This is a genomic window from Streptomyces sp. NPDC043870 (assembly GCF_056435785.1).
Window position 1 is genome coordinate 110,191 of sequence record NZ_JBWKDT010000025.1, and the last position, 23,029, is coordinate 133,219.

Here is a 23,029-nt window from a genome sequence, read left to right on the forward strand (position 1 = left end):
CCCCGTCCCGGCCTCGAGCAGGCCGGCCGACGATCAACCTTCCGCGGCTCCCGGAGCCGGGACCGCCCAGACCCGCCACCCCTCCAGGAAGAGACCTCAGTGACACCGACCGACATCACCCGAGCCATCAACGACCTGCTGTTCACCCCGGGTCTCGACCTCGCCGAAGCCCTCGACCGGCATTTCACCCCCGACTACCGTCAGCGCACCGACGGCGTGTGGAGCGACCGTGCCGCCTTCGCCCAGCACATGACACGCCTCCGTTCCCTGGTCCGCAGCGGCCACATCGAGGTCCACGACGAATTCCGCGACGGTCTGCGTTACGCCGACCGCCACACCGTCACCCTCGCCCAGCACAACGGTCGCACCTCCCGCACCGAGGTGTACCTCTTCGGCCAGTACGCCCCAGACGGGCGCTTCCAGCGCGTCGAAGAAACCACCCTCCTGCTCACCGGGCACCCCGACGACCGAAACCTGGGACTCATCACCTGACGCCACGGAGCGCGCAGAAAGAGTTCTGTACTTGCGGACCTGCCCCAGAGCCGTCCGAAGCCGGCACTTTCCGCAACGGCCTTCCCGGCGTCAAGGACCGGCCATGGACACGTGGACGCTGTTGTTACGATCCCGAAAGGATTAGCGGCTCATCGATGGCGACCCTCAGACGTGCCGGACACGACACCACTTCGATGACGGGCGAGGAACGGCCGTCGTCCATGGGGAGCGCGGCGCCGAAGAACGGGGGACCGGACCGCCGCCATCCGTGCCTCGTCCCGGTGCCGCCCGTCGCGAGGCTCGATGGGTACGTCCGGGCATGACCGTCCGGCGCCGGTTCGGGGAAAGGAGCCGTCATGGGGTCCGTGGGGGAAAGACTGAGCAGCGCGCGAGTGCGGGCTTTCATCGGCCGGGAAGACGAACTCGGGCGCTTCGCGGAGGCATTGACCGGCGATCCACAGGCGCCCCTCGTGTTCTACGCGTTCGGGCCGGGTGGCATCGGCAAGTCGACTCTGGTGCGGCGTCTGGCGGACCAGGCCCGTTCGGCAGGTCGGTCGGCTGTCGAACTCGACGGCCGTTTCGTCAGCCGCGACCCCGCCGACTTCGAGCGCGCGGCCGCCCCTTTCCTGGACGTTCCCGGCACGGTCCTGTTCGTCGACTCCTTCGAGCACTGCCAGTGGCTGGAGAGCTGGCTGTGGCAGCACTTCCTTCCTCGCGCCGCGGACGGCGCCCTGGCTGTTCTGGCCGGCCGCCTCGCCCCGCAGGCGCAGTGGAGCGCCGACCCCGCATGGGCCGGGGTCCTGCACGTCACCGAACTGAAGCCGTTCGCCGAAGAACAAGCCCGCAGTCTGCTGGCCTCGGCGCGGCTCCGGCCCGAGTTGCGTGACCGGGTGCTCCGCTTCGCCGGAGGCAATCCGCTGGCCCTGTCCCTTGCAGCCGCCGCAGGAGCAGGACCGGCAGGCTGGAGCAACGAGGAGATCTGGGCTCCCTCGGCCGACGTTTTGCGAACCCTGTTGGCAGGGCTGATCGGCGAGGTGCCCACGGCAGCCCACCGCCGAGCCCTGGAGGTGGCGGCACAGGCACACTCCACGTCCGAGGAACTGCTTTCCTCGGTACTGCCCGAGGAAGACGCCCACCTGCTCTTCTCGTGGCTGAGGGACCTGCCTTTCATGGAGTCCACGCATCGAGGGCTCCACCCGCACGACGCCGCACGCGAGACGCTGGCCGCCGACCTGCGCTGGCGAGCACCCCATGCCTTCGTGACGATCCGCGAGCGATTGGCGGAGGAGTACCTGCGCATCCTGCGCGAGGCATCCGAAGAGCGTGTGTGGACCGTCACCGACGAACTCTTCTACCTCTTCAAGGAGGTGGAAACCCTGGCGCGCCTGCGCACATGGTCCCGCGAGGACGAGGTGCACGACCGTCCGCTGCAGCCGGGTGACCTCGATGTCGTGCTCCGCATGGCCGAGCAGACCGAAGGGCCCGCCTCCGCGGATCTCGTCCGCTACTGGGCGCAGCGCCAACCGCAGGCATTCAGCGTCTACCGTCTCGTGAGCACCGGCCGGATCGTGGCGTTCACGGCCCGACTCGTCCTGCCGGCCCCACCCGACCCCCAGGACCTGGCCACCGATCCCGTCGTCGCGGCAGCCTGGGAGCACACCGACGCCACCGTGCCCGTCAGCCCAGGCGAGCACATCGGCATAAGCCGCTTCTCGATTTACCCCGAGCGGTACCAGGTCCCCTCACGCGTCATCGACCTGAGCAGTTCCCGGGCCCAGGCGGAAGCCGCCCGTGCCCGCGGACGCGCGTACGGCTTCGCCGTCTACCAGGACGCCGACGCCTGGGCCGTGCGCGTCAAGGGCACCCTCGCGGACACCGGTGCGCGACCGCGAATCGGCGAGCACACCTACGGACTGTTCAGCGTCGACTGGCGCCAGGTGCCCGTCGAAACCTGGCTCCGCCGCTTCATATCAGCCACCGACGTACCCGCCCAGTCGGGACCCCCGGGTATCTCACGCACCACGTTCGACCAGGCCGTACGCGAAGCCCTGGCGCACTGGCGCGATGCGGGCGCCTTCCCCGCCTGTGCCTTGATGCGCGCCCGCCTCGCGGCCGACTTCGCCGACCCCGTCAAAGAGTTGCGCGCCCTGCTGCGTCAAGCCGTCGACGAACTCGCCAGCGACCCGCGTGGAGTGCGCGCCCGCGAAGCCCTGACCGCGGGGTACTTCTCCGGTGCACCCACCCAGGAAGCAGCCGCCCGCCGCCTCGGCCTGCCCTACGGCACCTACCGCCGCCACCTCCGGCAGGGCCTGGACCTGCTCTGCGAGGCCCTGTGGCAGTGGGAACTGCACGGCGAGCCCCGACGGGAACCACAGGCGCACGAGGTCTGATCCGGAGCCGTAGGGCGTGCTGCGAAAGTCCCGCCTGGCCCTCTGGCTCGCCGGCTCCGGCCTCATCGTCGGCCTGCTCTACCTCGCCGAAGGCGCCGCACGCCGCAACCTGGTGCACTACAGCCTCGGCGTCCGGCTGGCCCTGACCTCCACCGCGGCGCTCTTCCTCGGCACCCCCGGCCTCTACTGGGTCCTCGCCATCGCAGTCGGCGGCGCCTACGCCCTCGCCGCGGCCCTCGAACGCCGCCGCCTCGTACAGCACGCAGGGCATCCCCGGCACTGACGGTCCCCGATCGCAGTGATCGTCTCCACGGTGAGGCCTACTTGGCCAGGTGGTCCTTCCACAGCTGGGGGCGAGGAGCCACATGTTCGCGGAACGGTCCTCGGCGGTGCGGGCAGCCGCAAGACCTCGGGGGGGCGGGGCCACGGCGGGCGAGGCTCCACGGCTCCTCCCCACGTCCGAACCCTCCGTCCGGCACGGGCAGGCGTCGCGCGGCACAGCCCCGGGGCGCCGGACCGTCCCGCCGGTACCTGTGGAATCCACGGGATCGGGCGACGGCATTTTGGGGATTCCCCAGTGGACGCGGGATGTGTGCTCGGTGAGGATAAAGGGGCTGGCGAGCCGGGTGGGCGTCGCACCGTAAAGGTGAACGCGTTGGTGGCGAGGGGTCAGGAGCCTTGGCGAGCGTCGTCAATGGGTCCGTTTGCGATGTCGGCGTGGAAGCGTGGCGGGGAGGCCAGCGTGGCGTCCACCAGTCGGGCGAGGATGTCGTCGTCGTACCCGCTGTCGTAGAAGACACTGCGGAACATCATCGCACCCGCCCACATTTCCAGGGCCAGGGAGATGTCTGTGTCCTCGGGGAGGTCGCCTCGGCTGATCGCCCGTTCCAGTACGGTGCGTGACCGGGCTCGGCGTGGCTCGATCACCTCTTCGCGGAGCTGCCGGCGCAGTTCGGGGTTCTGCGCGGTGTCGGCGACGAGCGCGGGAAGGATGGCCTGTACCTGTGGTGAGCCGAAGAAGCTGGCGAGAGCTTCCTTTGCCACACTGAGCAGTTCCTCGCGTGTGTTCCCGGTCTCCGCGGTGGGCACTTCTTTGAGCTGGCTGCGGACAGCGTCGAGAACCAGCGCAGCCTTGTTGGGCCATGACCGGTAAAGGGTGGCCTTGCCGACCTTGGCGCTGACAGCCACCTGCTCGATGGTCATGCGGGCGTACCCGCGCTCCTCCAGCAGATCGAGGGTGGAAGTGAGGATGCGCCTCCTCGCCTCGAGGTCCCGGCGATGCGGGCCGCTTATGTCCACGACGCTCTGCAAGGTCCGCTTGGTCCCCATTCGCCTCTCCTCCAACACGTGTTCAGGGGTGGGTTGGATGACCGACTGCTTCATGCCAGAACGAGTCGGTTCGTATTCATTATGGGCCGCAAGAGTGCAGCTGTGGCCCACCGGGTGCCCAGCGCAACCGGTGGCTGTGGCCGGTAGTCAGCCGTGCACGTCCGGGCGCGCCGGCATGTGCGGGCTGGCAAGTCGCAGGTCCTCACTCGTGTGATTGCGCGTCAGTTCCACGGCGGGGAGTCGACCCGGGGGGTGGAGTTGAGCGAGCGCGTCCCGCCGGGGGCCCGTGTCATGTGGGGGAGAGGGTTCCCGGCCCCCTGGTCAGAACGGCTCGTTTCGTTTTACAGTAGAAACGGCGCCACGGCACTGTCAAGGCTGCCGTAGCGGAATGTTGTGCATGTGCGGGGAGAACCGCAGGACCCTCGGGCGTGAGCCGTCGGCCGGCGCTTGGTCCAACCGCATGGTGCTGAAGGCCGTCGACCGCCATGCACCACGGATGCGCATCCGTCGCCGCGGCCGGTCCGCTCGGTCACACCTCCACGAAAGGGCACTTCCACATGGCCTCCACCGTAGAATCCGGCGCGACGGAGACGGCCTCGCACTCCCCGGCCGGCTCCCGGCCCATGGCCGCCTTCCCGGCGGACGACGAGGCCAAGGTCGGGGAAAAGGTCGCCCGGGCCAAAGAAGCGGGGGCTTGGTGGCGGGGGATCGGGCACGACGGTCGGCGTGCCCGTCTTGTGAAATGGCGTCGGGTGATGGCCCGTCGGCTGCCGGAGATCCTCGATCTGCTCCAACGCGAGAACGGCAAGGTACGGGCCGACGCCGTCGTCGAGATGATGGCCGCCCTGGCTCATGTGGACTGGTCCGCCCGCAACGCGCGCAGGGTGCTGTCGCGGCGCCGCGTCCCGTCGGGGCTGCTGATGCTGAATCAACTCGCCACTGTGGAGTACCGGCCCTACGGCGTGATCGGTGTGATCGGCCCGTGGAACTATCCGGTGCACACACCGGTCGGATCCATCGCCTACGCCCTGGCGGCGGGCAACACGGTGGTGTTCAAGCCCAGCGAGTACACCCCGGCCGTCGGACAGTGGCTGGTGGACACGTTCGAGGAGGCAGCGCCGGGGAGGTTCGTGCTCCAGCTCACCCCGGGGGACGGCGCCACCGGCGCCGCTCTGTGCACCGCGGGTGTGGACAAGATCGCGTTCACCGGTTCCCCGGCCACCGGGGCCCGGGTCCTGGCGACCTGCGCTGCGTCGTTGACGCCGGTCCTTCTGGAACTCGGCGGCAAGGACGCCATGGTGGTGGCTGCGGACGCGGATGTTCCGTCTGCTGTGGAGGCAGCCCTCTGGGGTGGGTGCAGCAACGCCGGGCAGTCCTGCGCCGGCATCGAACGGGTCTATGTGGCAGACGCCGTGTACGACCGGTTCCTCGCTCTGCTGGCGAAGCGGGGCCGTGAGGTGCGGGCACGCACGGACTTCGGACGCATCACCATGCCGGGTCAGCTGGATGTCATCCGCCGGCACATCGAGGACGCACTGGCCCGTGGCGGACGTGCCGTGGTGGGGGGCCCGGAATCCGTTCAGCCGCCCTATGTGACCGGCCCGGTGATCCTGGCCGATGTCCCGGAGGATTCCGCCGCGATGCGGGAGGAGACCTTCGGCCCGGTTCTCGTGGTCAACCGGGTGGCGGACGCGGCGGAGGGCGTCGAGCTGGCCAATGACTCCGACTACGGGCTCGGTGGCGCGGTGTTCGCGCGCCGGGGCGCCGCCGCTCTGGCGGACCGGATGCGCGCCGGAATGACCAGCATCAACGATGTGCTGTCGTTCCCGGCCGTACCCGCCCTGCCGTTCGGCGGACGTGGCAGGTCCGGCTTCGGACGCATCCATGGTGCCGATGGGCTGAGGGAGTTCACGGTGCCCACGGCCCGTACGCGCAAGCTGTTCGATGTACCGCTGGCCGTCTCCACCTACGCGCGCGGCGAGCATGACATGGCCCGGCTTGAGCGCCTCATCACCTGGCTGTACTCCCGGTGAGCGGACGGAAACACACGCGCGACGGACCGTGGTCCTGGCGGTGGCCGGTGGTTCCGTCCGGCTGCGTCGACGCGGCTCAGGCGAGTCCGATCGCCGTGCGCGAGGTGACCAGCCCCATGTAGTTGCGGCAGTCCAGGCCGGTCAGCTCGTGCCAGCGGTCCAGCCGGTAGGAGAGCGTATTGGCGTGCAGGTGCAGTGCCCGGGCAGCCGCGGCGACCGAGAAGCCGTGGTCGGCGAAGGCACGTACGGCATCGGCCAGGTGGGGATGCTCGCGTGCTGCGGTGAGGGCGTCCCTGAGCAGAGGCTGTGTGGTGCCTGCGGAGTCCGCGGCCAGGGCGAACAGCCACAGGTCGGCATAACGGTGAACGCCGGGCCGGTGCCGGGCGGAACGCAGGGCGCTGCGGGCGTCGCTCAGGCTGCGGCGAGCCCCCGCCACCCCTTCCCTCTGCAGCCCCGCGCCGATCACGGAGGCGCCCGCCTCGGACAGGGCCGCCTCGATCACCGACGCGTCGATCCGCTGGCTGACCACCACCAACTGCCCGTCGGTGGCGACGACGGCGCAACGGCCGGGCTCTTGGCTCAGCCGCGCGTACAGCATCTGCCCGGCGGAGCTGTCGCCGGGTTGCGGAGCGACCCACACCTGGAAGTTTCCGGCGGGGTCCATGCCAAGGCGCTCCAGCACGAGCCGCACGTTGGGATCGGACGTGGTCGTGTCGTCCAGTGCGTTGAGCAGTTGCTGGCCCACCACACCCACGTCGAGCCATGTGCCGACGAGGGCGTCGTGATGGCCGGCGCTCACGGCTGTGGTGATGTTCTGCAGCCAGAGCATGGACCGTTCCACGGCGCCGATCAGTGTGGTGAGGACATCGCCCTGAGCGTTGCTCCAGGGGAACTCGACCCACACCGCGCGCAGCGCGACGTAGAAACTGAGGGTCAGTTCGTCGGGCGGTATGCCCTGCCCTGCGCTGCGGGCACCGTACGCCCGCGCCGAATCCGCCTCCAACGCCGTGGTTTCCGTACGGGACTCCGCGAGGGCGTTGATCCCGGCGTACAGGAACTCCCGCACCGTGGCGGTCAGGTCGGCGTCCTCCGGGCCGCAGTCGTGGAAGCTGGGCATCTGCTCCAGGATGGCCGCTGTGGCGGCGTCGGCCAGTTGGTCGAAACGGTCCCCGAGGACCTCGGCCAGATGGGCTGTCGGAGTTCCCACCCGAGCCGGCGTCGTGTTCGCTGACTCCCCTTCGTCGGCGGACCTTTCGCCTGTGGATGTGTGCATGCCCGAACCCGTTGATGGAGCGTCAGTACTGTTGGTCGGCACAAGCATAGTGTGGCGGTCCGGACGTCGGCCGGGGGCAGCCGGTGGAACCCCCGGCGATCACGTAGTCGCCTCGGGGGACCGGAGGGGGCGGGCGACGCGGGACGCGGCGGCACCTTCACGCCGCCCGGCGGTTCAGAAGGTCGTCTCGTGGACGGGCACGGTGTCAAGGGCCCTGAGCAGACGGTCCGCCGCCCTCTCCAGGGCGGTCGCGGCTGACGCGGACTCCTTGAGGTCCCGGGTGGTGACATAGCAACCGGGGACCACGTGACGGGCGCCCATGGAGTTCAGAACCGGCTGCAGCGCGTAGTCCAGCGCCAGACCGTGCAGACGGGAGCTGCCGACCGCCAGCGGGAGAACCGGCTTGCCGCTCAGTGCTTCTCTGGGGAGGAGGTCGAGGAAGACCTTCAGGAGCCCGGCGAAGGACGCCTTGTAAACGGGGGTGCTGATGACAATGCCGTCGGCGGCGGCCCACTCGTCCACGGCCCGTCGGATGGCCGGCTCGTCGGCATCAGCAGCCATGAGAGGTTCTGCCGGCAGGTCGCGGACCGACAATCTGGTCACGCGGTGCCCCCGCAGGCTCAGCCGCGGTGCGATGAACTCGTCCAGGGCTGCCCGGGTGGTGGAGCGAGCGGCCGGGCTCGCACAGACGGTGAGGATCGTGCCCATCCAGGATGTCCTTTCACAGGGTGATCGATGATGTCGGTTCCGCCGCCGGAAGAGTCTCGACGGCGCAGAAGACGGCGAAGAGGCAGCGGTCCCGCCGCCCGGCCGGCGGCGTGTCGGTGCAGGCGGCCGGAGGGCGCATGGTCCGGGCGGGCTTTCTGTGCTCCGTGGCGGGACGGAGTGCCCGGCTGCCCTGTCGCGCGAGGAACTCGGTCCGTGTCAGCCGGTGGCGGTGGCGGTGGCGAGGAGGGTGCCGGTGGCGGCAGCGCTCCTGCCGGGCGTGGTTGTCGCGGCGTCGCCCAGCAGTCGGGGTACCTCATCGCTCTGCCACGGGAAGAAATGGTCGCCCGGCAGGATCCGCAGGCCGAGCCAGTGCCGGGTGTGCCGCTGCCAATGGGCCACCAGGTGCGGTGGGTAGAGGGGGTCGTAGCTTCCCGCCAGTGCGAGCAGCGGCACGCCGAGCGGGGCGCCCGGGGCAGGTGCATGGGCCAGGATTCTCAGATCGGCGCGGGCCGTGCGCAGCACGGCGGCGCGCATGTCGGGCGAGGCGAGTGCTTCCGGCCGCGGATGGCCGACGTTTCTCAGGTGGGCCAGCAGTAGATCCCTGCGCTCGGCGAGGACGCCGTTGGCCTTGCGGTCCAGCCGGTTGGCGGGGCACAGGGCGGAGACCACCAGGGCGGAGGGAGGTGCACCCGCCGCGCAGAGCCGGCGGGCCACCTCGTAGGCGAGGAGGGCGCCCGTACCGTGTCCGAACAGCACCACGGGCGACGCGGTGGCGAGGGGAGCCAGCTCACGGCTGATCCTGCGGACGATGGCCTCCGGATGCTCCTCGGGCTGGGCCGCCGCATTGGTGCCGTGGCCGGGGAGTTCGACGCCGGCCAGTTGCACCCCCGGTGGCAGGGCCGTTGCCCAGGGGCGGTAGTCGGAGGCCGTGCCTCCGGCATAGGGGAGGCACACGATCCGGGCTCGGAGACGGGTGGGGGTGGTCAGGGTGCGCAACCAGGGGGTCACATGTCCTCCACGAGGCAAAGAAGGTAGGGGTGGGCCGGGCGGAGGACGGTCACGAGGATGAGGCGTCCGGGGCCGCGAGCGAGGCCCTGAGCAGACTCAGCTCGCGGAGGCCCCGGACGAGCACCCGGCTGAAGGCATCGGGATCCGTGAGGCACAGCACGTGGTGGCCGGGGATGTGAGCCAGCCGGACCGGGGCACCGGCGCGGCGCGCGGCGGCCACGAACTCCCCTTCGCCGCTGCGGAAGAGCCAGTCCTTGCGGCCGTTGACGAAGACGACCGGAGTGGTGAGCATTCCTGCCATGGCCAGGAAGTCCCTGCTGGTCAGGTCGGCGACTGCCTCGCCGAAGCCGCGCATGGCAAGTCCGCCGCGCAGCACCGCGGTGTGCATTTCCCGCGGCAGGAGCAGCCGGAACAGCCCCCGGTTGAGACGGTCCGCGCCGCTCTCGCCGAGAGCGTTCAGGACCTGGTCCGCCGCGCGGTAGACGCGGGCGACATGTCCGGTCGTCCGTGCGGTGGCTCCGTTGACCAGCAAACCGGCCGCCCGGCCCGGACGCATCGCGCCGTGTGCAAGGGCCGCGTAGCCGCCGAGAGAGGACCCGGCGACCCACGGCTGGCGGCAGGTCGCGTCCTGAGCCTCGGTCACCGCTGCGTCGATCTGCTCGATGGCCCTTTCCAGGCTGAAGGGTTCCTCGCGCAGTGCCCCGTGGCCGGGCAGGTCGCAGGCGGTGATCCTGAAGCCGGGCGCGAGCCGGGTGGCGTGCGGGGCCCACATCCAGGCCGACAGCCGGATGCCGTGGACGAGTACCAGGGGCGTGCCGCTCCGCGGGCCCGCTGTGTAGAGACCGAGTGGGCCGGCCGGACGCAGACGCGGCACGGCCGATGGGTGGGTTCGTCCACGGGTATTACGGAGCATGCACTTCCCCCTGAGCGTGCTGCAGTGGATACCGCCACGTTCATTCTGGCGGATTTCTGTCGGGCGGCGATCGCTTGGTCCTGCTGTATGTGTGGCCGCGTTCCAGGCGCGATGCGCGTGGCCGTGCGGAGAGTTCGCCGAACGATGGCGTGGATCAGTCGGGCGAGGTCGCAAAATTACCGGCCGAGGAATTCCGCCGGGATAGTACCCATCAGTAACAGGTGGCGCAAACCGCGAGGGGAAGGGAGGGTCAACAGGGGTGCGTGCCCGTGCAGTTCGCTTGATCGACGCTTGACGGCCGGTACATGGAGACCTAGATTGGAACGAGTCGGATCGTTCTGAGTGCGACGCCCGGCGCCTCGCGGGGCTCGGGCGCGGCGCACTCGGGATTGGCCGTCCGGCTCCCATGAACCCACCTTGACCAGGTAGTTCTCAAGTTCATGGGCGAGTCCGAAGATGCGGCCCCAGGCCGCACTCGGCATCGTTCGTCATCTCATGCCTACGGGGGACATATGAAGCTGGCATCCTGCGCGCCACCCACTCGCACCGTGGTCACGTCGGCGGTGCTCCGCGTGACCCGGGTTTCCTGCGCTCCGTGACCACTCCGCACGGCGGTCACACGAACACCCAAGACGGTGATTCCACCGACATTCCTCGCATGAGTCCAGGTCACGAAATCCTGACCTCTTGGGAAATCATGCTGAAGGTCTTTGGGGAGTTCCCCGGAAGAAGCGCGACTCCGGGCTTTGCCGCATCGAATGCCACACGCTCACGAGACGTCTGATAGACGCAGCGTCCGGACTCCTACTGACGTGAAGTTGGTATACATCCATGGAAACAGAGACTTCCGCTGCGGCAGCAACGCCCGCAGAGATCAAGCTGTACACACACGCCCAGCTCTATCCGAGGGACCCTGCCTTCAACCTCGCAGCGGGGTTCAGAATCACCGGTGACGTGGACCTGCCGCGGCTGCGCCGGGTGCTCGCCCGGCTCAGCGCCGGCGTCCGCGCCCTCAACACCACGTTCGAACGGCATGACGGACGCGTCATGGCCGTGCACCGTCCCCACCAGGGGAATCCTGAGGATCTCGTGCCCGTCACGGTGCTCGCCGGGGACGGCCGACGCACGGTGACCGACCTGCTCAGCCGGCGGGCCGACACGCCCCTCCCGCCGGACGCGCCGCGGCAGTTCGCGTTCCACCTCTACCAGGCCGACGACGCGGCGTACCTGACGATGTTCTTCTCTCATCTCGTCGCCGACGGCTACAGCCACTTCAACCTCGTGGGCGAGATCGCCCGGCTGTACGCCGACCCCGACGCGGAGCTCCCCGAATCCGCCCAGGACACGCCCTCCTTACTGGTACCGCCGCGCCCGCAGTCCGAGCAGGCCATCGCCTTCTTCCGCAAGCAGCTCTCAGGGCTGACCACGCTGAGCGACGACGGCCTGCAGGGCCACCGCGGGACCGACGGGGCCATCTTCGGCGAAGAGCGCCACCTGCGGCTGGACCCCGAGCACAGCGCGATGGTCAGGCAACGGGCCGAGGAACTGAACTGCACTCCCTTCACCTTCTTCCTCGCCGCCTATCTGGTCACCTACGCCAGGTGCACCGGCGGCCGGACCCCCATCGTCGGCATCCCTCTCTCCAACCGCCGTGGTGTGCGCCAGCGTGCCGCCTTCGGCTACTTCGTCAACACACTTCCGCTCGTGAGCGACCTGACCGCCCACGACACCTTTGCCGACCTGTGCCGGTCGCTGGAAACCACGAAGTCCATGATGCTGCGTCACCAGGACTTCGATCTGGCCGCCGCGGCACGCGAGGTCTGCCCGGGAGCCGTCGGCGGACCGCTGAGCACCGACCACACCTTCACGTACTACAAGCAGCCGCTGAAGGTCCGGCTGGGCGACTGCACGGTGGAGCAGCTCCCGCTCACCCGTCGCGTGGTGAAGTACCCGATGTCGATGAACGTCGAGGACCACGGCACGGACTTCGAGATCCACGCCGAATGCTCGCACGAGCAGTGGGCCAGTGACCCGTTGGCCGTGATGCACCACATCGTCCGCCTGGCCGTCGAATCCCCCGACCGCCGCATCACCGAAATGCCCGCCCTGGACGGCCCGGCCCGGCAGCGGCTCGAGGAACTGGTCAACCCCGATTCCGCAGACGGCCAGGTGCCCGCGCACCCGTCCTCCCTCGCCGACTGGTTCGAAACCGTCGCACTCGACCGTCCCGATCACCTCGCCGTGGTCCACGACGGTGCCGCGCTCACCTACGGCGAGCTGAACGAACGTGCCGACCGCGTCGCGGCACACCTCGCGGCGCATGTCCCCGGGGAGTACGTCGGCATCGCGATGCGCCGCGGCCCCGGACTCATCGCCGCCATACTCGGAGTACTGAAGGCGGGCAAGGCATACGTACCGCTGGACCCCAACTCCCCGGCAGCGCGCATCCACCAGATCCTCGACAGCTTCCCCGACGGGCTCACGGTGCTCGAGGACGAGCATCGCTGGCCGGACGTACCACTGCTGTCCCCTGTGCTCGCGGAGCACCTGCCGAAGGCCGAACGGCCCCTCACGGCCGTCAGGCACCCCGACGACTGCGCGTACGTCATCTTCACCTCCGGATCGACCGGCCGCCCCAAGGGGGTGCGCGTCACCCACCGGAACGTGATGCGGCTGATGACCGCCACCCGGAAAGACTTCGGCTTCGGGGCGAAGGACACCTGGAGCCTGTTCCACTCCTACGCCTTCGACTTCTCCGTCTGGGAGATCTTCGGCGCGCTGCTGTACGGCGGACGCCTGGCCATTGTCCCGGAGGTCACCGCCAAGTCGCCCGAGGACTTCCGCGCGTTCCTGATCCGCGAACAGGTCACCGTGCTGAACCAGACCCCGTCCGCCTTCAACCAGCTGCTCAAGGTGATGCGGCCGACGGACGCCGACGATCTCGCGGTACGTCACGTCGTCTTCGGCGGCGAAGCCCTGCGCTACGCGGCGCTCTGCCCCTGGTACGACCTGATGGGAGAACGGGCCCAGCTGGTCAACATGTACGGGATCACCGAGACCACCGTGCACGTCACCTACCAGGCCGTCACTCCCGAGCAGGCCTACACGGAGACAGCCTCCCTGATCGGCCGGCCGCTGTCCCACCTCGGCGTGACGGTGGTCGACCAGGACGGACACGTCTGTCCACCGGGGGTGCCCGGGGAGATCTGGGTCAGTGGAGCCGGTGTCACCCTCGGCTACCTCGGCCGGCCCGAACTGACCGAGCAGCGGTTCCCGTCCGTGGACGGCCGTCGTGTGTACCGCAGCGGCGACCTCGGCCTGGTGCGCCCCGACGGCACCCTCGTCCACCTCGGGCGGATGGACAAGCAGGTGCAGCTGCGGGGCTTCAGGATCGAACTGGGCGAGGTCGAGTCCGCCTTCCTCGCGGTGACGGGCGTACGGGAGTGCGCGGTCAGGCTCGACGGACGTGACCCCGAGCACCCCGCGCTGGTGGCCTTCGTCGCCGGACCGGAACTGCCCGCCGAGGGCAAGATCCGCCAGGAAGTCCGCAACAGGCTGCCCGGGTACATGGTGCCCTCCCGCGTGGTGCCGGCCGCCGCCCTCCCCCTGACCGTCAACGGCAAGGTCGACGAAAAGGCCCTGCCCTGGCCGGAGCTCCGGGACGAGCCGACGGGTCCGCCGATGTCCGAGGCCGCGGACGCGACCGCGACCGCCACGGCCGTGCAAGCGGTGTGGAGCCGCGTTCTGCGTACCACCGGCTTCGGTCCTGACGACAACTTCTTCGACATCGGAGGCTCCTCCATGCACGTCGTCGAGGTCCACCGACAGCTCCAGGAGGAACTTTCCGTCCCTGGACTGGAAATGATCCAGCTCTTCACGCACACCACCGTGCGTCGGCTCGCGGCGCACATCGAGTCGATACGGGGGAACCGCGCATGACTGACAGCCAGACGTCGGGCAGTGCCATAGCGATCGTGGGCATGGCCGGACGCTTTCCCGGCGCCCGCGACACCACGGAGCTGTGGCAGCGCCTGCTGGAAGGAAAGGAATCGGTCCGGGACCTGGAGGACCACGAGCTGAGCGCAGCGGGGGTGCCGGCCGACCGGGCGCACGCCGACGGATACGTACGCCGCGGTGCCGATCTGGCGGACCCCGACCTGTTCGACGCCCGTTTCTTCGGGGTCACTCAGCGGGACGCCAAACTGATGGACCCGCAGCACCGGATCTTTCTGACCTGCGCCTGGCAGGCGATGGAGGACGCGGCGACCGCACCGGGCCCCGAATACGGTCCGGTGGGTGTTTTCGCGGGCACCAGCATGAGCACGTATCTGCTCTCCAACGTGCTGCGATCCGAGGAGTTCGCCGACGCGGCCCTCACCTATCCGGTACTGCTGGGCAACGACAAGGACTTCCTCGCGACCCGGGTGTCGTACAAGCTCAATCTGAGCGGCCCCGGCCTCAGCGTCCAGACCGCGTGCTCCAGTTCCCTCACCGCGGTCCACCTGGCCTGCGTCGCCCTCGCACGCGGCGAGATCAAGGCCGCCCTGGCGGGCGGAGTGAGCATCACCGTGCCGCAGACCAGCGGCTACCGCTACCAGCTGGGCGGCATCCTGTCCCCGGACGGCCACTGCCGTCCGTTCGACGCCGATGCGGCCGGCACGGTGAAGGGCAACGGCTGCGGAGTCGTCGTCCTCAAGCGGCTGGCCGACGCCGTCGCGGAAGGCGACCGTATCTACGCCGTCATCCGCGGCAGCGCCGTCAACAACGACGGTTCCGAGAAGATCGGATTCACCGCACCGGGCCCGGCCGGACAGCAGGCCGTCATCCGGGCCGCGCTGGACTCCTCCGGCCTGGATCCGGCCGGCATCGGCTTCGTCGAGGCCCACGGCACGGGCACCGCGGTGGGAGACCCGCTGGAAATGGTGTCGCTCGCAGCCGCGTACCGCGCCTCCGGCGGCCCCGCGCCCGACTGCCGCATCGGGAGCGTCAAGGCCAACCTCGGTCACCTGGACGCCGCAGCCGGAGTCACCGGTCTCATCAAAACGGCACTCGTCCTGCACCACCAGACCGTGCCGCCGCAGATCAACTTCGACCGGCTGAGCCCCCACGCCGACGGATCACTGCCGTTCACCGTGCCCACCGAGCCCGTCCGCTACCGGGACGCACCGCTGGCCGCCGCCGCGGTCAGCTCCTTCGGCCTCGGCGGCACCAATGTGCACTGCGTACTCGAGACGGCGCCGCCACCGGCCGTTTCCGCCGCGGCGGAGACCGGGTCGTATCCCGTGGTGCTCAGTGCCCGTGACGACGACGCACTGCGCGAGACCGCCGCACGGCTCCTGGACCGTCTCGCCGACGACGCCACCGCACCCGCGGTCCGGGACCTCGCCTACACCCTCTTCACGGGCCGCGCCCGGATGGCCGTCACCCATGTTCTCCACGCCGTCACCCTCGACGAGGTCCGGGCCGGGCTGCGGGCGGTGGCCTCGGGGACGACCGCCGTACAGGGCCGTCCGCCCGCCGCGTGGGACGGTCCCCCGGGACGCAAGGTGCCTCTCCCAGGCCATCCCCTGAACGAGGAGAGCCATTGGATCCAGCCGGACCTCCGGCTGCCCGAGCCCGGCCGGGATTCCTCCCCCAGCATCCCGGCCGACGGTCGCCCGGCCACGGCTCCCACACCCGTGGGAGCCGGCCGGGTCGACACGGACCGGACCCTGCGCCGGGTCCAGTCCGTCCTGGAGCGGCACCTGGACATGACCGGCATCGCGCCCGACGACGACTTCTACGACCTGGGAGGCGACTCGATGCTCGCGGTCGAGGTCGCCACCTGCCTGCGCGAGGAGTTCGACGCCGACCTGGGCTACGACGAGTTCACCGAACTGCGCACGGCGCGGATGATGACCGATCGGCTGTGCGCCCTGCTCGCCGGCGAGCAGGGCGAGTCCGACGGCCTCGTCACCGTCCGGGAAGGCACAGGCCGGCCCCTTCACCTGGTCCATCCCGCCGGGGGCACCAACCTCATCTACACGGCGCTTGTCCGCCACTCCCGGTCGGCGCTGCCCCTGACAGCACTGTCGTTCCCCCGCGATGTGACCGAAGCCCCCACCTCCCTGCGCGGACTGGCCGCGCTCTACCTGGAGCGGATCCGCCGCCGGCAGCCCCACGGGCCCTACCGGCTGGGCGGCTACTCCTTCGGAGGCAACGTGGCCTTCGAAATGGCGCTCCAACTCCAGGCGGCGGGGGAGCAGGTCGAATCCCTGGTGATGTTCGACAGCTATCCGCCTGAGACCTATGTCGGCCGCCACCTGAGCGACGGGGAATTCGCCGACGCGTTCCCCCTGCTGCTGGACGCCGTCGGAGAGGACGGCCTGGACATCGGCGAGCTGCGCGAGAAGGGCTTCTACCAGATCTGGAAGCACAACTACGACCTGCTCAAGGGGCACTACCCCGACCAGCGGTACCGGGGAGACGTGGTCCTGCTGCGCGCCGAAGAGGCCGACAGCACCGTACGGCTGGACACCGCCCTGCGCATGAACCTGGTCGACAAGTCCCTGTGGGAGTCGCATCTGACGGGACGGCTGACCGTCATGAAGGTGCTGGGCGACCACTTCTCCATGTTCGCCGACGGGGAGCCGCTCAGGACCCTGGCCGCCGCCTTCGACGAGGCCGTGGCGGACCTCGACCGCGACGATGCCGGCCAGGCCGGACGGGAGGCGATCCGACCGTGCTGACCTACGGCTCCTACATCGGGGGCAGGGAGACCTTCTCCGACGAGTGGACGTACACCGTGCGGGCGTCCGCGATGCTGGAGGACGTCATCGGCTCCATCCGCGTCAAGCGGGATCTGGAACAGGGAAGGCTGCCCCTCGAGCAGGCCCCGGCCTCGGTGGTCGGACGCTGCTCGGTGGGTGACCGGCACGATGTCGAAACCGCGCTGAGCAAGGCCGCTGGAGCGGTCCGCTCCTGGGCCTCCAGGCCCCTGGAGGCCCGGATGCGGGTCGTGGCGGAGCTGCACCGGCTCACCTGGGAGAAGCACGACGAGATCGTCGACATGCTGGTGGCCGAGGGCCACCCCCGGGCCCTGGCGCGGTGGGAGGTGTCCGGCATTCTCGTGAACACCGCCCCCATCACCAGGGAGTTCCTGGCGGGCCAGTTGGAACAGCACGTCACGGTGGGGGAGCGGCGGCTGACGGTGCGGCGTGTGGCCGACGGGGTTGTCTGCCTCAACCCTCCGCAGAACGCCACCCTGGCCAATGTGATGCTGGGCGCCTGGACACTGGCCGCCGGCAACGCCCTCGTCGTCCGAGCACCGCGCAGCGCCCCGCTGGGCGTGCTCCACGCGGTGCACGAACTGTTCGTCCCTGCACTCGAGCACGCGGGGGCGCCGGCCGAAGTGCTGTCCGTGGTCTGCTCGGACGCACCACAGACGCTTCGGCAGTGGCTGGAGAGCCCGCTGGTCGACGACATCATGTACTTCGGCGGCAGCGAACAGGGCGTGGCGTTCGGCGCCGAGTGCGTGGCACACGGCAAGAAGCCCGTGCTGGAACTCGCCGGCAACGACATCTGCGTGGTGTGGCGCGACGCCGACCTCGACCTCGCCGCCACCGCCCTGGCGGAGGCGTTCTACGGATCCGGGCAGATCTGCATGGTGCCCAATTGCGCGGTGGTGCACCCGGACATCGCCGACGAGCTGCTGGACAAGCTGTGCGAACGGGTGGCCAGGATCAGACCGGGCATGCCCGAGGAGCCCGACGCCCTGCTGTCGCCGGTCCGCCGCACCGATGCCTTTCAGGAGGTGCTGGACGAGGCTGTGGACCTGGGGGCCCGGCTGGTCGTGGGCGGGCGACGGCTCGATGCGGACGGTACGCCCAACGAGGTGAGCGGTCTGTTCCTGGAGCCCACGGTGGTCCGGGTCGACGGGCTGAAGGAGTCGCGTTCCCTCCGTGCCGTGCGGGACGAGACGTTCTTCCCGCTGCTACCGGTGGTGGTGCCCGAGAGCGCGCCCGACGCGGTGCTGCTCGAACAGCTCGTGGAGTTCACCGACAGCAACCGGTACGGCCTGCGGAACTCACTGTGGGCGAGGGACCCCGAGGTGATTCAGGCATTCGTCGACGGCGTGCGGAGCGGGGGTCTGCTGAAGGTCAACGACTCCCACATCGGATTCCTGCCCGTGCTCCCCACCCACGGCGGAACCGGGCTCACCGGAGGACCCGGCGGCGAGGCGAACTATCCGGCGCTGCGCACCACCCACCTTCAGGGTGTGAGCGTGGCCGCAGGCATCGATCCGTCCGGCGCCGTGTTCGCCGGCCCGGGCACACGGGAGACGCTGTGATACGAGCGATGGATACCGGACGGGAGGCGTGCGACAAGGCGTTGCCGGGCCTTTCCGGGCAGCTGGAGCACCGGTCGCTGGCCGATCTGGAGTCACCCGGCAACGACGGCCTGCAGGTGTTCCGGGCCACCGGCGGCCCAGGTCTGCTGGTGCCCGGCGCCTACGGAGGCGGGGGCGCGACCGCACTGGAAGCGGTCCGGGTGACCCGGGCGCTGGGCGCGCTGTCACCGTCGCTGGCCGTGGCCACCGCGATGCACAACTTCTCGGTCGCCTCCCTGGTGGCCCTGGTGGCCTCGGCCGATGCCGGCGGCCTGGAGTGGATGCTGATCGAGGGCATCGCCAGGGACGGGCTGCTGGTCGCATCGGGCTTCGCCGAAGGGCGGGCGGGGGCCGGAATCCTGGAGTCAGGGGTCACCGCGGTTCCCGTTGACGGTGGGTTCCTGGTGACCGGCTCCAAGAAACCGTGCAGCCTGTCCCGTTCGATGAACCTGCTCACCGCCGGTGTGGCGCTTGACGACGGGGACGGCGGCAGCGAGCTGGGAGTGGCGCTCGTGCCCGCCGAATCCCCGGGCATCAGCCGTCGGCCGTTCTGGAGCTCGCCGTTCCTGGCCGGTGCCGAGAGCGACGAGGTCGTACTGGAGAACGTGCATGTGCCGCCGGAGCTGATGCTGCGCCCCCAGGTCGAGCTCGGAACGGGGCTGGACACCCTCCAGACCGTGGGCTTCGTGTGGTTCGAACTGCTGGTGACCTCCGCGTACACCGGCGCGGTGGGCCGTCTGGCACAGGCCGCGCTCAAGTCCGGCCGGGGCAGTGTGACCGACCGGGCGTCCCTGGTCATGGGTGTGGAGGCGGCCGCGGGTCTCGCGGAGAACGTGGCCCGGACGGTGGACGACGGAGTGGTGGGCAACCCGGAGCTCGGAGCGGCTCTCACCGCCCGCTACGCGGTGCAGGAGCTGCTGGTCGACACCGCCGACCTGGCGGCCGAACTGCTGGGCGGCCTGGCCTTCGCCGCCGCCCCCGACACCGGCCATCTCCTCGCCGTCAGCAGGGCGCTGGCCTTCCACCCCCCGTCCAGGACCGCCAGTGCCCAGGCACTGGTCGACCACCACGCCGGCGCTCCGCTGAGAGTGCAGTGAACCGAAGAGGAGGGGTTGTGCGGCAGCAGCCGGTGACCAGCGGGGGCAACGCCACCGCGTACCTGTACAAGACCCATCTCAGCAGCGGCCGGGGGCGGCTGGGGGAGATGTTCGGCGGTCATGTGGAATCCTCGTCCTCCGGGGCCCGCGTGCGTACCGAGGACGGCAGGTCCTTCCTCAACTGCGGTGGCTACGGGGTGTTTCTCGCCGGAGCCTGCCATCCGCGGGTGGTGGCCGCCGTGGAACGGCAGATCCGCACCCACCCGCTGTCCACCCGGCTCCTGCTGGATCCGGCGGCGGGAAGGGCCGCCGCCGCACTGACCCGGGTCACTCCCGAGGGTCTGGACCGGGTGCACTTCTGCGGCTCCGGTGCCGAGGCGGTGGAGGCTGCCCTGAAACTGGCCCGCAGCCATGGACACCGCCGGATCATCGCCACCGAAGGCGGTTATCACGGCAAGACCCTCGGTGCCCTGTCCGCCACCGGCAAGGAGCTGTACCGGGCCCCGTTCCAGCCGCTGCTGCCGGACACCGCACACGTGCCGTTCGGCGACACCGAGGCGCTCGCCCGGGCGCTCGGTCCGGACGGCTCGGACGCTGTGGTCATCGTCGAGCCCGTCCAGGGCGAGGCGGGCGTGGTGGTGCCGTCGGCGGGCTACCTGAGCGCGGTCGCGGCCGTGTGCCGCGAGAGGGGGGCCTTCTTCGTCCTGGACGAGGTGATGACCGGCCTCGGCCGGCTCGGACACTGGTGGGGGGCGGACCGTGAGGGCGTCGTGCCGGACGTGCTCCTGGTGGGCAAGGCTCTCAGCGGCGGGGTGATTCCCGTCGCGGCGGCGGTGGCCACGGAACGCGCCTTCGCACCCTTCGACCGCGATCCGTTCATCCACACCTCCACCTTCGCCGCCGCTCCGGTGGCCATGGCCGCCGCGGAGAGCGCCATCGCGGTCATCGAGGACGAGGGCCTGGTGGAGCGTGCACGGCAGCTCGGGCAACTGCTGCTGCCCCAGATCACCACGGAGATGTCGCAGCACTGCCCGCACCTGGTCCGGGAGGTCCGTGGACGAGGTCTGCTCATCGGCATCGAGTTCCACGACGCGGGCCTGGCGGGCGAGTTCCTGCTCGAACTGCTGCACCGCGACGTCATCGTCAACCACTCGCTCAACGCCCACGCAGTGGTACGGCTGACCCCGCCCGCCGTGCTCACCGACACGGAGGCGCAGGAACTGACGGACGCCGTACGGCACTCCGCACGGGCGCTCGGCGAACGGTTTCCCGACCCGCCCCACGACTCCACCACGCCGACAGGAAGGTGCTGAGATGCGCTCGGTACGACTCGACTTCCACGCCCCCGGCGTCGCCGCTGACGAGGCATACGCCCGGATCCGTGACTTCGCCCGCTATCCGGAACTCGTGGACACCGTGCGGAAGGTGACCGTCCACCCGCCCCTCGGCGACGGATCGGTCCGCAGCGACTGGGAGGTGGACTTCCGCAACGGCGTACTGGCCTGGACCGAGGAGGACGTCTTCGACGACGCGGCGCTGCGGATCTCCTTCCGTCAGCTCCACGGTGATTTCGAGACCTTCGACGGCGAGTGGACTGTCGACAGCCACCAGGGCGGCGCCCACGTCGCCTTCACCGCCGGATTCGACTTCGGCCTCCCCACGCTCGCCAACATCGTGGACCCGGTGGCGGAGCGTGTGCTGCGCGAGACCATCGCGCACATACTCGGGGCCCTGCTCAGCGACAGGGAGGCCGCCTGATGGACCCGCTGAACCGCTTCGAGACAAGGGTGACCTTCCGCCTGCTGCGGGCCGAGTACGCCGTCGGACTGCTTCTCAGCGCCGGCCTGATGGCCGCCCACTGGGACGAAGTCCGGTGGCTGGTGGCGGTAGGCATGTTCGCGTACATCGACATCCTCGGCTACCTGCCCGGCGCGTGGGCCCACCGCCGGGCCGAAGGCCGGCCGATACACCGCGGCTACTACGTCCTGTACAACACCATGCACAGCTGGCTGACTGCCGGCGCCGTGGTGGCGCTCTGGGGTTGGCTGGTGGACTGGGAGTGGGCACTGCTGGCCGTGCCGGTCCACCTGTGCGGTGACAGAGGACTGCTGGGCAACTTCTTCAAGCCCTTTGGCGTGGCTTTCGAACCCAAGGCGCATCCCGCGTTCCTCGCGTTCGAACAGGCCCTGGCCGCAGCACCCGAGGGCCCCGGCGCCGCACGACCGGACAGGGGCCCGGCCGCCGCTACCGCCTCCTCCCGCCGGGTGCCGGCAGGAGACTCCCGATGATCCGGGCCGCCGAGGAGGCTTCCCTCGTCGGCGCCCACGCCGACCATCCCAGTGGCGCACTCGCACTGAACGAGGCCACCACGCGCTGGACCGGCACCCGGGTGCCCGGGCTCGTCGCCTACCGGCGGTGTCGTCGGCACGTCGTCCAGTTCGGCGGGCCGTTCACTGCGGACGGCAACAAAGGGGCGCTGCTCGACGAGTTCCTCGAACGCGTCGTCGCAGGCGGGCCGCGGCCGGCCCGGCTGACCGCCGCACAGATCCGGCCCGAGGACGTGCCGCTGTACGAATGCCGCGGGTTCACGGTCAACCAGATCGGCACGTCGTACAGCATCGATCTGGCCGCGCTGACCGTCCGGGGCAAGCACCTGGCGAAGGTGCGGCAGAACGTCTCGCGCGCCCGGCGTGAGGGCGTCACCGTCGTCGAGGCCGACTCCCGCGCGTCGGACCAGTCGGAACTGGACGCCGTGGACGCGGCGTGGCTGCGCGCCAAGGGGCGGCACGTGAAGGAACTGTCCTTCCTGATCGGCGAGCGGGGCGGCCCCGGTGCCCCGCTGCGGCGCACCTTCGTGGCCCGTCAGAACGGGAGCACCGTCGGCTACGTCACCTACTCGCCGGCATGGGGCACCCGCCCCGGATGGCTCTACGACCTGACGAGGCGGACTCCTCACGCCCCGGTGGGCACGATCGAGCTGGTGAATCTCACGGCGGCGGAACTGTTCCGTTCCGAAGGAGCGGCCTGGCTCCACCTCGGGCTCACGCCGTTCGCCGGCCTGAGCGACCGTCACGAGCCGGCTTCGGCCTCCCGGTGGCTGACCCGGGCACTGCGCCTGGTCGCCGAGCACGGCAAGGCGGTCTATCCGGCGCGCTCCCAGGAGGCGTTCAAGCGGAAATGGGCGCCCCATGTGGTGGAGCCCGAGTACGTGGCTTTCCAGGGCGGCGTGCGTCCCGCCGCGGTCTGGAACCTGCTGCGCCTGACCAACTCCGTCTGAAGGACTGCCTCCGCGGCCGCCGACCCCAGATGCCCACCGCGGAGCCGGGGGGGGGGGGGGGGGGGGGGGGGGGGGGGGGGGGGGGGGGGGGGGGGGGGGGGGGGGGGGGGGGGGGGGGGGGGGGGGGGGGGGGGGGGGGGG

The 23,029-nt window shown here is 70.2% G+C and carries 17 protein-coding genes; 12 read left to right on the plus strand and 5 right to left on the minus strand.

All coding sequences use genetic code 11. The annotated features are described in order from the left end of the window. Positions 1 to 99 precede the first annotated feature (99 nt). From AC0699_RS26800 to AC0699_RS26810, 3 genes are all read left to right on the plus strand, one after another. Positions 100 to 492: a nuclear transport factor 2 family protein gene (locus AC0699_RS26800; RefSeq protein WP_478664908.1), complete on the plus strand. Its 393-nt coding sequence runs from the start codon at positions 100 to 102 to the stop codon at positions 490 to 492. Between the two features lie 356 nt (positions 493 to 848). After that, on the plus strand, positions 849 to 2,882 hold the full coding sequence (locus tag AC0699_RS26805) for an ATP-binding protein (protein WP_478664909.1): 2,034 nt from the start codon (positions 849 to 851) through the stop codon (positions 2,880 to 2,882). 16 nt (positions 2,883 to 2,898) lie between these two features. Then, positions 2,899 to 3,165, plus strand: a complete 267-nt coding sequence (locus AC0699_RS26810; protein WP_478664912.1) for a hypothetical protein — start codon at positions 2,899 to 2,901, stop codon at positions 3,163 to 3,165. A 386-nt stretch (positions 3,166 to 3,551) separates the two neighbouring features. On the opposite strand, the gene AC0699_RS26815 is transcribed toward AC0699_RS26810, so the two are convergent. Beyond that, entirely contained in the window at positions 3,552 to 4,211 is a 660-nt protein-coding gene (locus AC0699_RS26815; RefSeq protein WP_478664915.1) for a TetR/AcrR family transcriptional regulator, read from the minus strand. A gap of 557 nt (positions 4,212 to 4,768) precedes the next feature. On the opposite strand from AC0699_RS26815, the gene AC0699_RS26820 reads away from it, so the two are divergent. Then, positions 4,769 to 6,244: an aldehyde dehydrogenase family protein gene (locus tag AC0699_RS26820; RefSeq protein ID WP_478664916.1), complete on the plus strand. Its 1,476-nt coding sequence runs from the start codon at positions 4,769 to 4,771 to the stop codon at positions 6,242 to 6,244. Positions 6,245 to 6,320: 76 nt separating this feature from the next. Here AC0699_RS26820 and AC0699_RS26825 read toward each other — a convergent pair whose 3' ends face one another. From AC0699_RS26825 to AC0699_RS26840, 4 genes are all read right to left on the minus strand, one after another. After that, entirely contained in the window at positions 6,321 to 7,451 is a 1,131-nt protein-coding gene (locus AC0699_RS26825; protein ID WP_478664918.1) for a PucR family transcriptional regulator, read from the minus strand. Positions 7,452 to 7,691: 240 nt separating this feature from the next. After that, positions 7,692 to 8,225 carry an NADPH-dependent FMN reductase gene (ssuE, locus tag AC0699_RS26830; protein WP_478664920.1) on the minus strand — a complete coding sequence of 178 codons (534 nt, stop codon included), beginning with the start codon at positions 8,223 to 8,225 and terminating at the stop codon, positions 7,692 to 7,694. A 216-nt stretch (positions 8,226 to 8,441) separates the two neighbouring features. Next, the gene (locus AC0699_RS26835) at positions 8,442 to 9,233 is read right to left on the minus strand and encodes a thioesterase II family protein (RefSeq protein ID WP_478664922.1); all 792 of its coding nucleotides are present in this window, start codon (positions 9,231 to 9,233) and stop codon (positions 8,442 to 8,444) included. 49 nt (positions 9,234 to 9,282) lie between these two features. After that, a complete protein-coding gene (locus AC0699_RS26840) occupies positions 9,283 to 10,107 on the minus strand; it encodes an alpha/beta fold hydrolase (protein ID WP_478664923.1) in 825 nt (274 codons plus the stop codon). 870 nt (positions 10,108 to 10,977) lie between these two features. On the opposite strand from AC0699_RS26840, the gene AC0699_RS26845 reads away from it, so the two are divergent. Genes AC0699_RS26845 through AC0699_RS26880 form a run of 8 tightly spaced genes read left to right on the plus strand, consistent with a single transcriptional unit; the run spans position 10,978 to position 22,888 of the window. Then, positions 10,978 to 14,085: a non-ribosomal peptide synthetase gene (locus tag AC0699_RS26845; protein WP_478664925.1), complete on the plus strand. Its 3,108-nt coding sequence runs from the start codon at positions 10,978 to 10,980 to the stop codon at positions 14,083 to 14,085. After that, positions 14,082 to 16,874: a beta-ketoacyl synthase N-terminal-like domain-containing protein gene (locus AC0699_RS26850; protein WP_478664926.1), complete on the plus strand. Its 2,793-nt coding sequence runs from the start codon at positions 14,082 to 14,084 to the stop codon at positions 16,872 to 16,874. The genes AC0699_RS26845 and AC0699_RS26850 overlap by 4 nt, the downstream gene beginning before the upstream one ends. Beyond that, positions 16,868 to 18,475 carry an aldehyde dehydrogenase family protein gene (locus tag AC0699_RS26855; RefSeq protein ID WP_478664927.1) on the plus strand — a complete coding sequence of 536 codons (1,608 nt, stop codon included), beginning with the start codon at positions 16,868 to 16,870 and terminating at the stop codon, positions 18,473 to 18,475. The genes AC0699_RS26850 and AC0699_RS26855 overlap by 7 nt, the downstream gene beginning before the upstream one ends. An 8-nt stretch (positions 18,476 to 18,483) precedes the next feature. Next, the gene (locus AC0699_RS26860) at positions 18,484 to 19,611 is read left to right on the plus strand and encodes an acyl-CoA dehydrogenase family protein (RefSeq protein ID WP_478664929.1); all 1,128 of its coding nucleotides are present in this window, start codon (positions 18,484 to 18,486) and stop codon (positions 19,609 to 19,611) included. A gap of 17 nt (positions 19,612 to 19,628) precedes the next feature. Continuing rightward, positions 19,629 to 20,924: an aspartate aminotransferase family protein gene (locus tag AC0699_RS26865; protein WP_478664931.1), complete on the plus strand. Its 1,296-nt coding sequence runs from the start codon at positions 19,629 to 19,631 to the stop codon at positions 20,922 to 20,924. A 1-nt stretch (position 20,925) separates the two neighbouring features. Further along, on the plus strand, positions 20,926 to 21,369 hold the full coding sequence (locus AC0699_RS26870) for a type II toxin-antitoxin system RatA family toxin (protein WP_478664933.1): 444 nt from the start codon (positions 20,926 to 20,928) through the stop codon (positions 21,367 to 21,369). Next, on the plus strand, positions 21,369 to 21,899 hold the full coding sequence (locus AC0699_RS26875; RefSeq protein ID WP_478664936.1) for a hypothetical protein: 531 nt from the start codon (positions 21,369 to 21,371) through the stop codon (positions 21,897 to 21,899). Before AC0699_RS26870 ends, AC0699_RS26875 begins: the two co-directional genes overlap by 1 nt. Continuing rightward, positions 21,896 to 22,888: a phosphatidylglycerol lysyltransferase domain-containing protein gene (locus tag AC0699_RS26880; RefSeq protein WP_478664939.1), complete on the plus strand. Its 993-nt coding sequence runs from the start codon at positions 21,896 to 21,898 to the stop codon at positions 22,886 to 22,888. Before AC0699_RS26875 ends, AC0699_RS26880 begins: the two co-directional genes overlap by 4 nt. Positions 22,889 to 23,029 lie beyond the last annotated feature (141 nt).

Bases quoted from the DNA above. Each gene is read 5' to 3' on its own strand.
- AC0699_RS26805 (WP_478664909.1), top strand. From the start codon at position 849: ATGGGGTCCGTGGGGGAAAGACTGAGCAGCGCGCGAGTGCGGGCTTTC.
- AC0699_RS26820 (WP_478664916.1), top strand. From the start codon at position 4,769: ATGGCCTCCACCGTAGAATCCGGCGCGACGGAGACGGCCTCGCACTCC.
- AC0699_RS26845 (WP_478664925.1), top strand. From the start codon at position 10,978: ATGGAAACAGAGACTTCCGCTGCGGCAGCAACGCCCGCAGAGATCAAG.
- AC0699_RS26880 (WP_478664939.1), top strand. From the start codon at position 21,896: ATGATCCGGGCCGCCGAGGAGGCTTCCCTCGTCGGCGCCCACGCCGAC.
- AC0699_RS26850 (WP_478664926.1), top strand. From the start codon at position 14,082: ATGACTGACAGCCAGACGTCGGGCAGTGCCATAGCGATCGTGGGCATG.
- AC0699_RS26870 (WP_478664933.1), top strand. From the start codon at position 20,926: ATGCGCTCGGTACGACTCGACTTCCACGCCCCCGGCGTCGCCGCTGAC.
- AC0699_RS26875 (WP_478664936.1), top strand. From the start codon at position 21,369: ATGGACCCGCTGAACCGCTTCGAGACAAGGGTGACCTTCCGCCTGCTG.
- AC0699_RS26860 (WP_478664929.1), top strand. From the start codon at position 18,484: ATGGATACCGGACGGGAGGCGTGCGACAAGGCGTTGCCGGGCCTTTCC.
- ssuE (WP_478664920.1), bottom strand. From the start codon at position 8,225: ATGGGCACGATCCTCACCGTCTGTGCGAGCCCGGCCGCTCGCTCCACC.
- AC0699_RS26815 (WP_478664915.1), bottom strand. From the start codon at position 4,211: ATGGGGACCAAGCGGACCTTGCAGAGCGTCGTGGACATAAGCGGCCCG.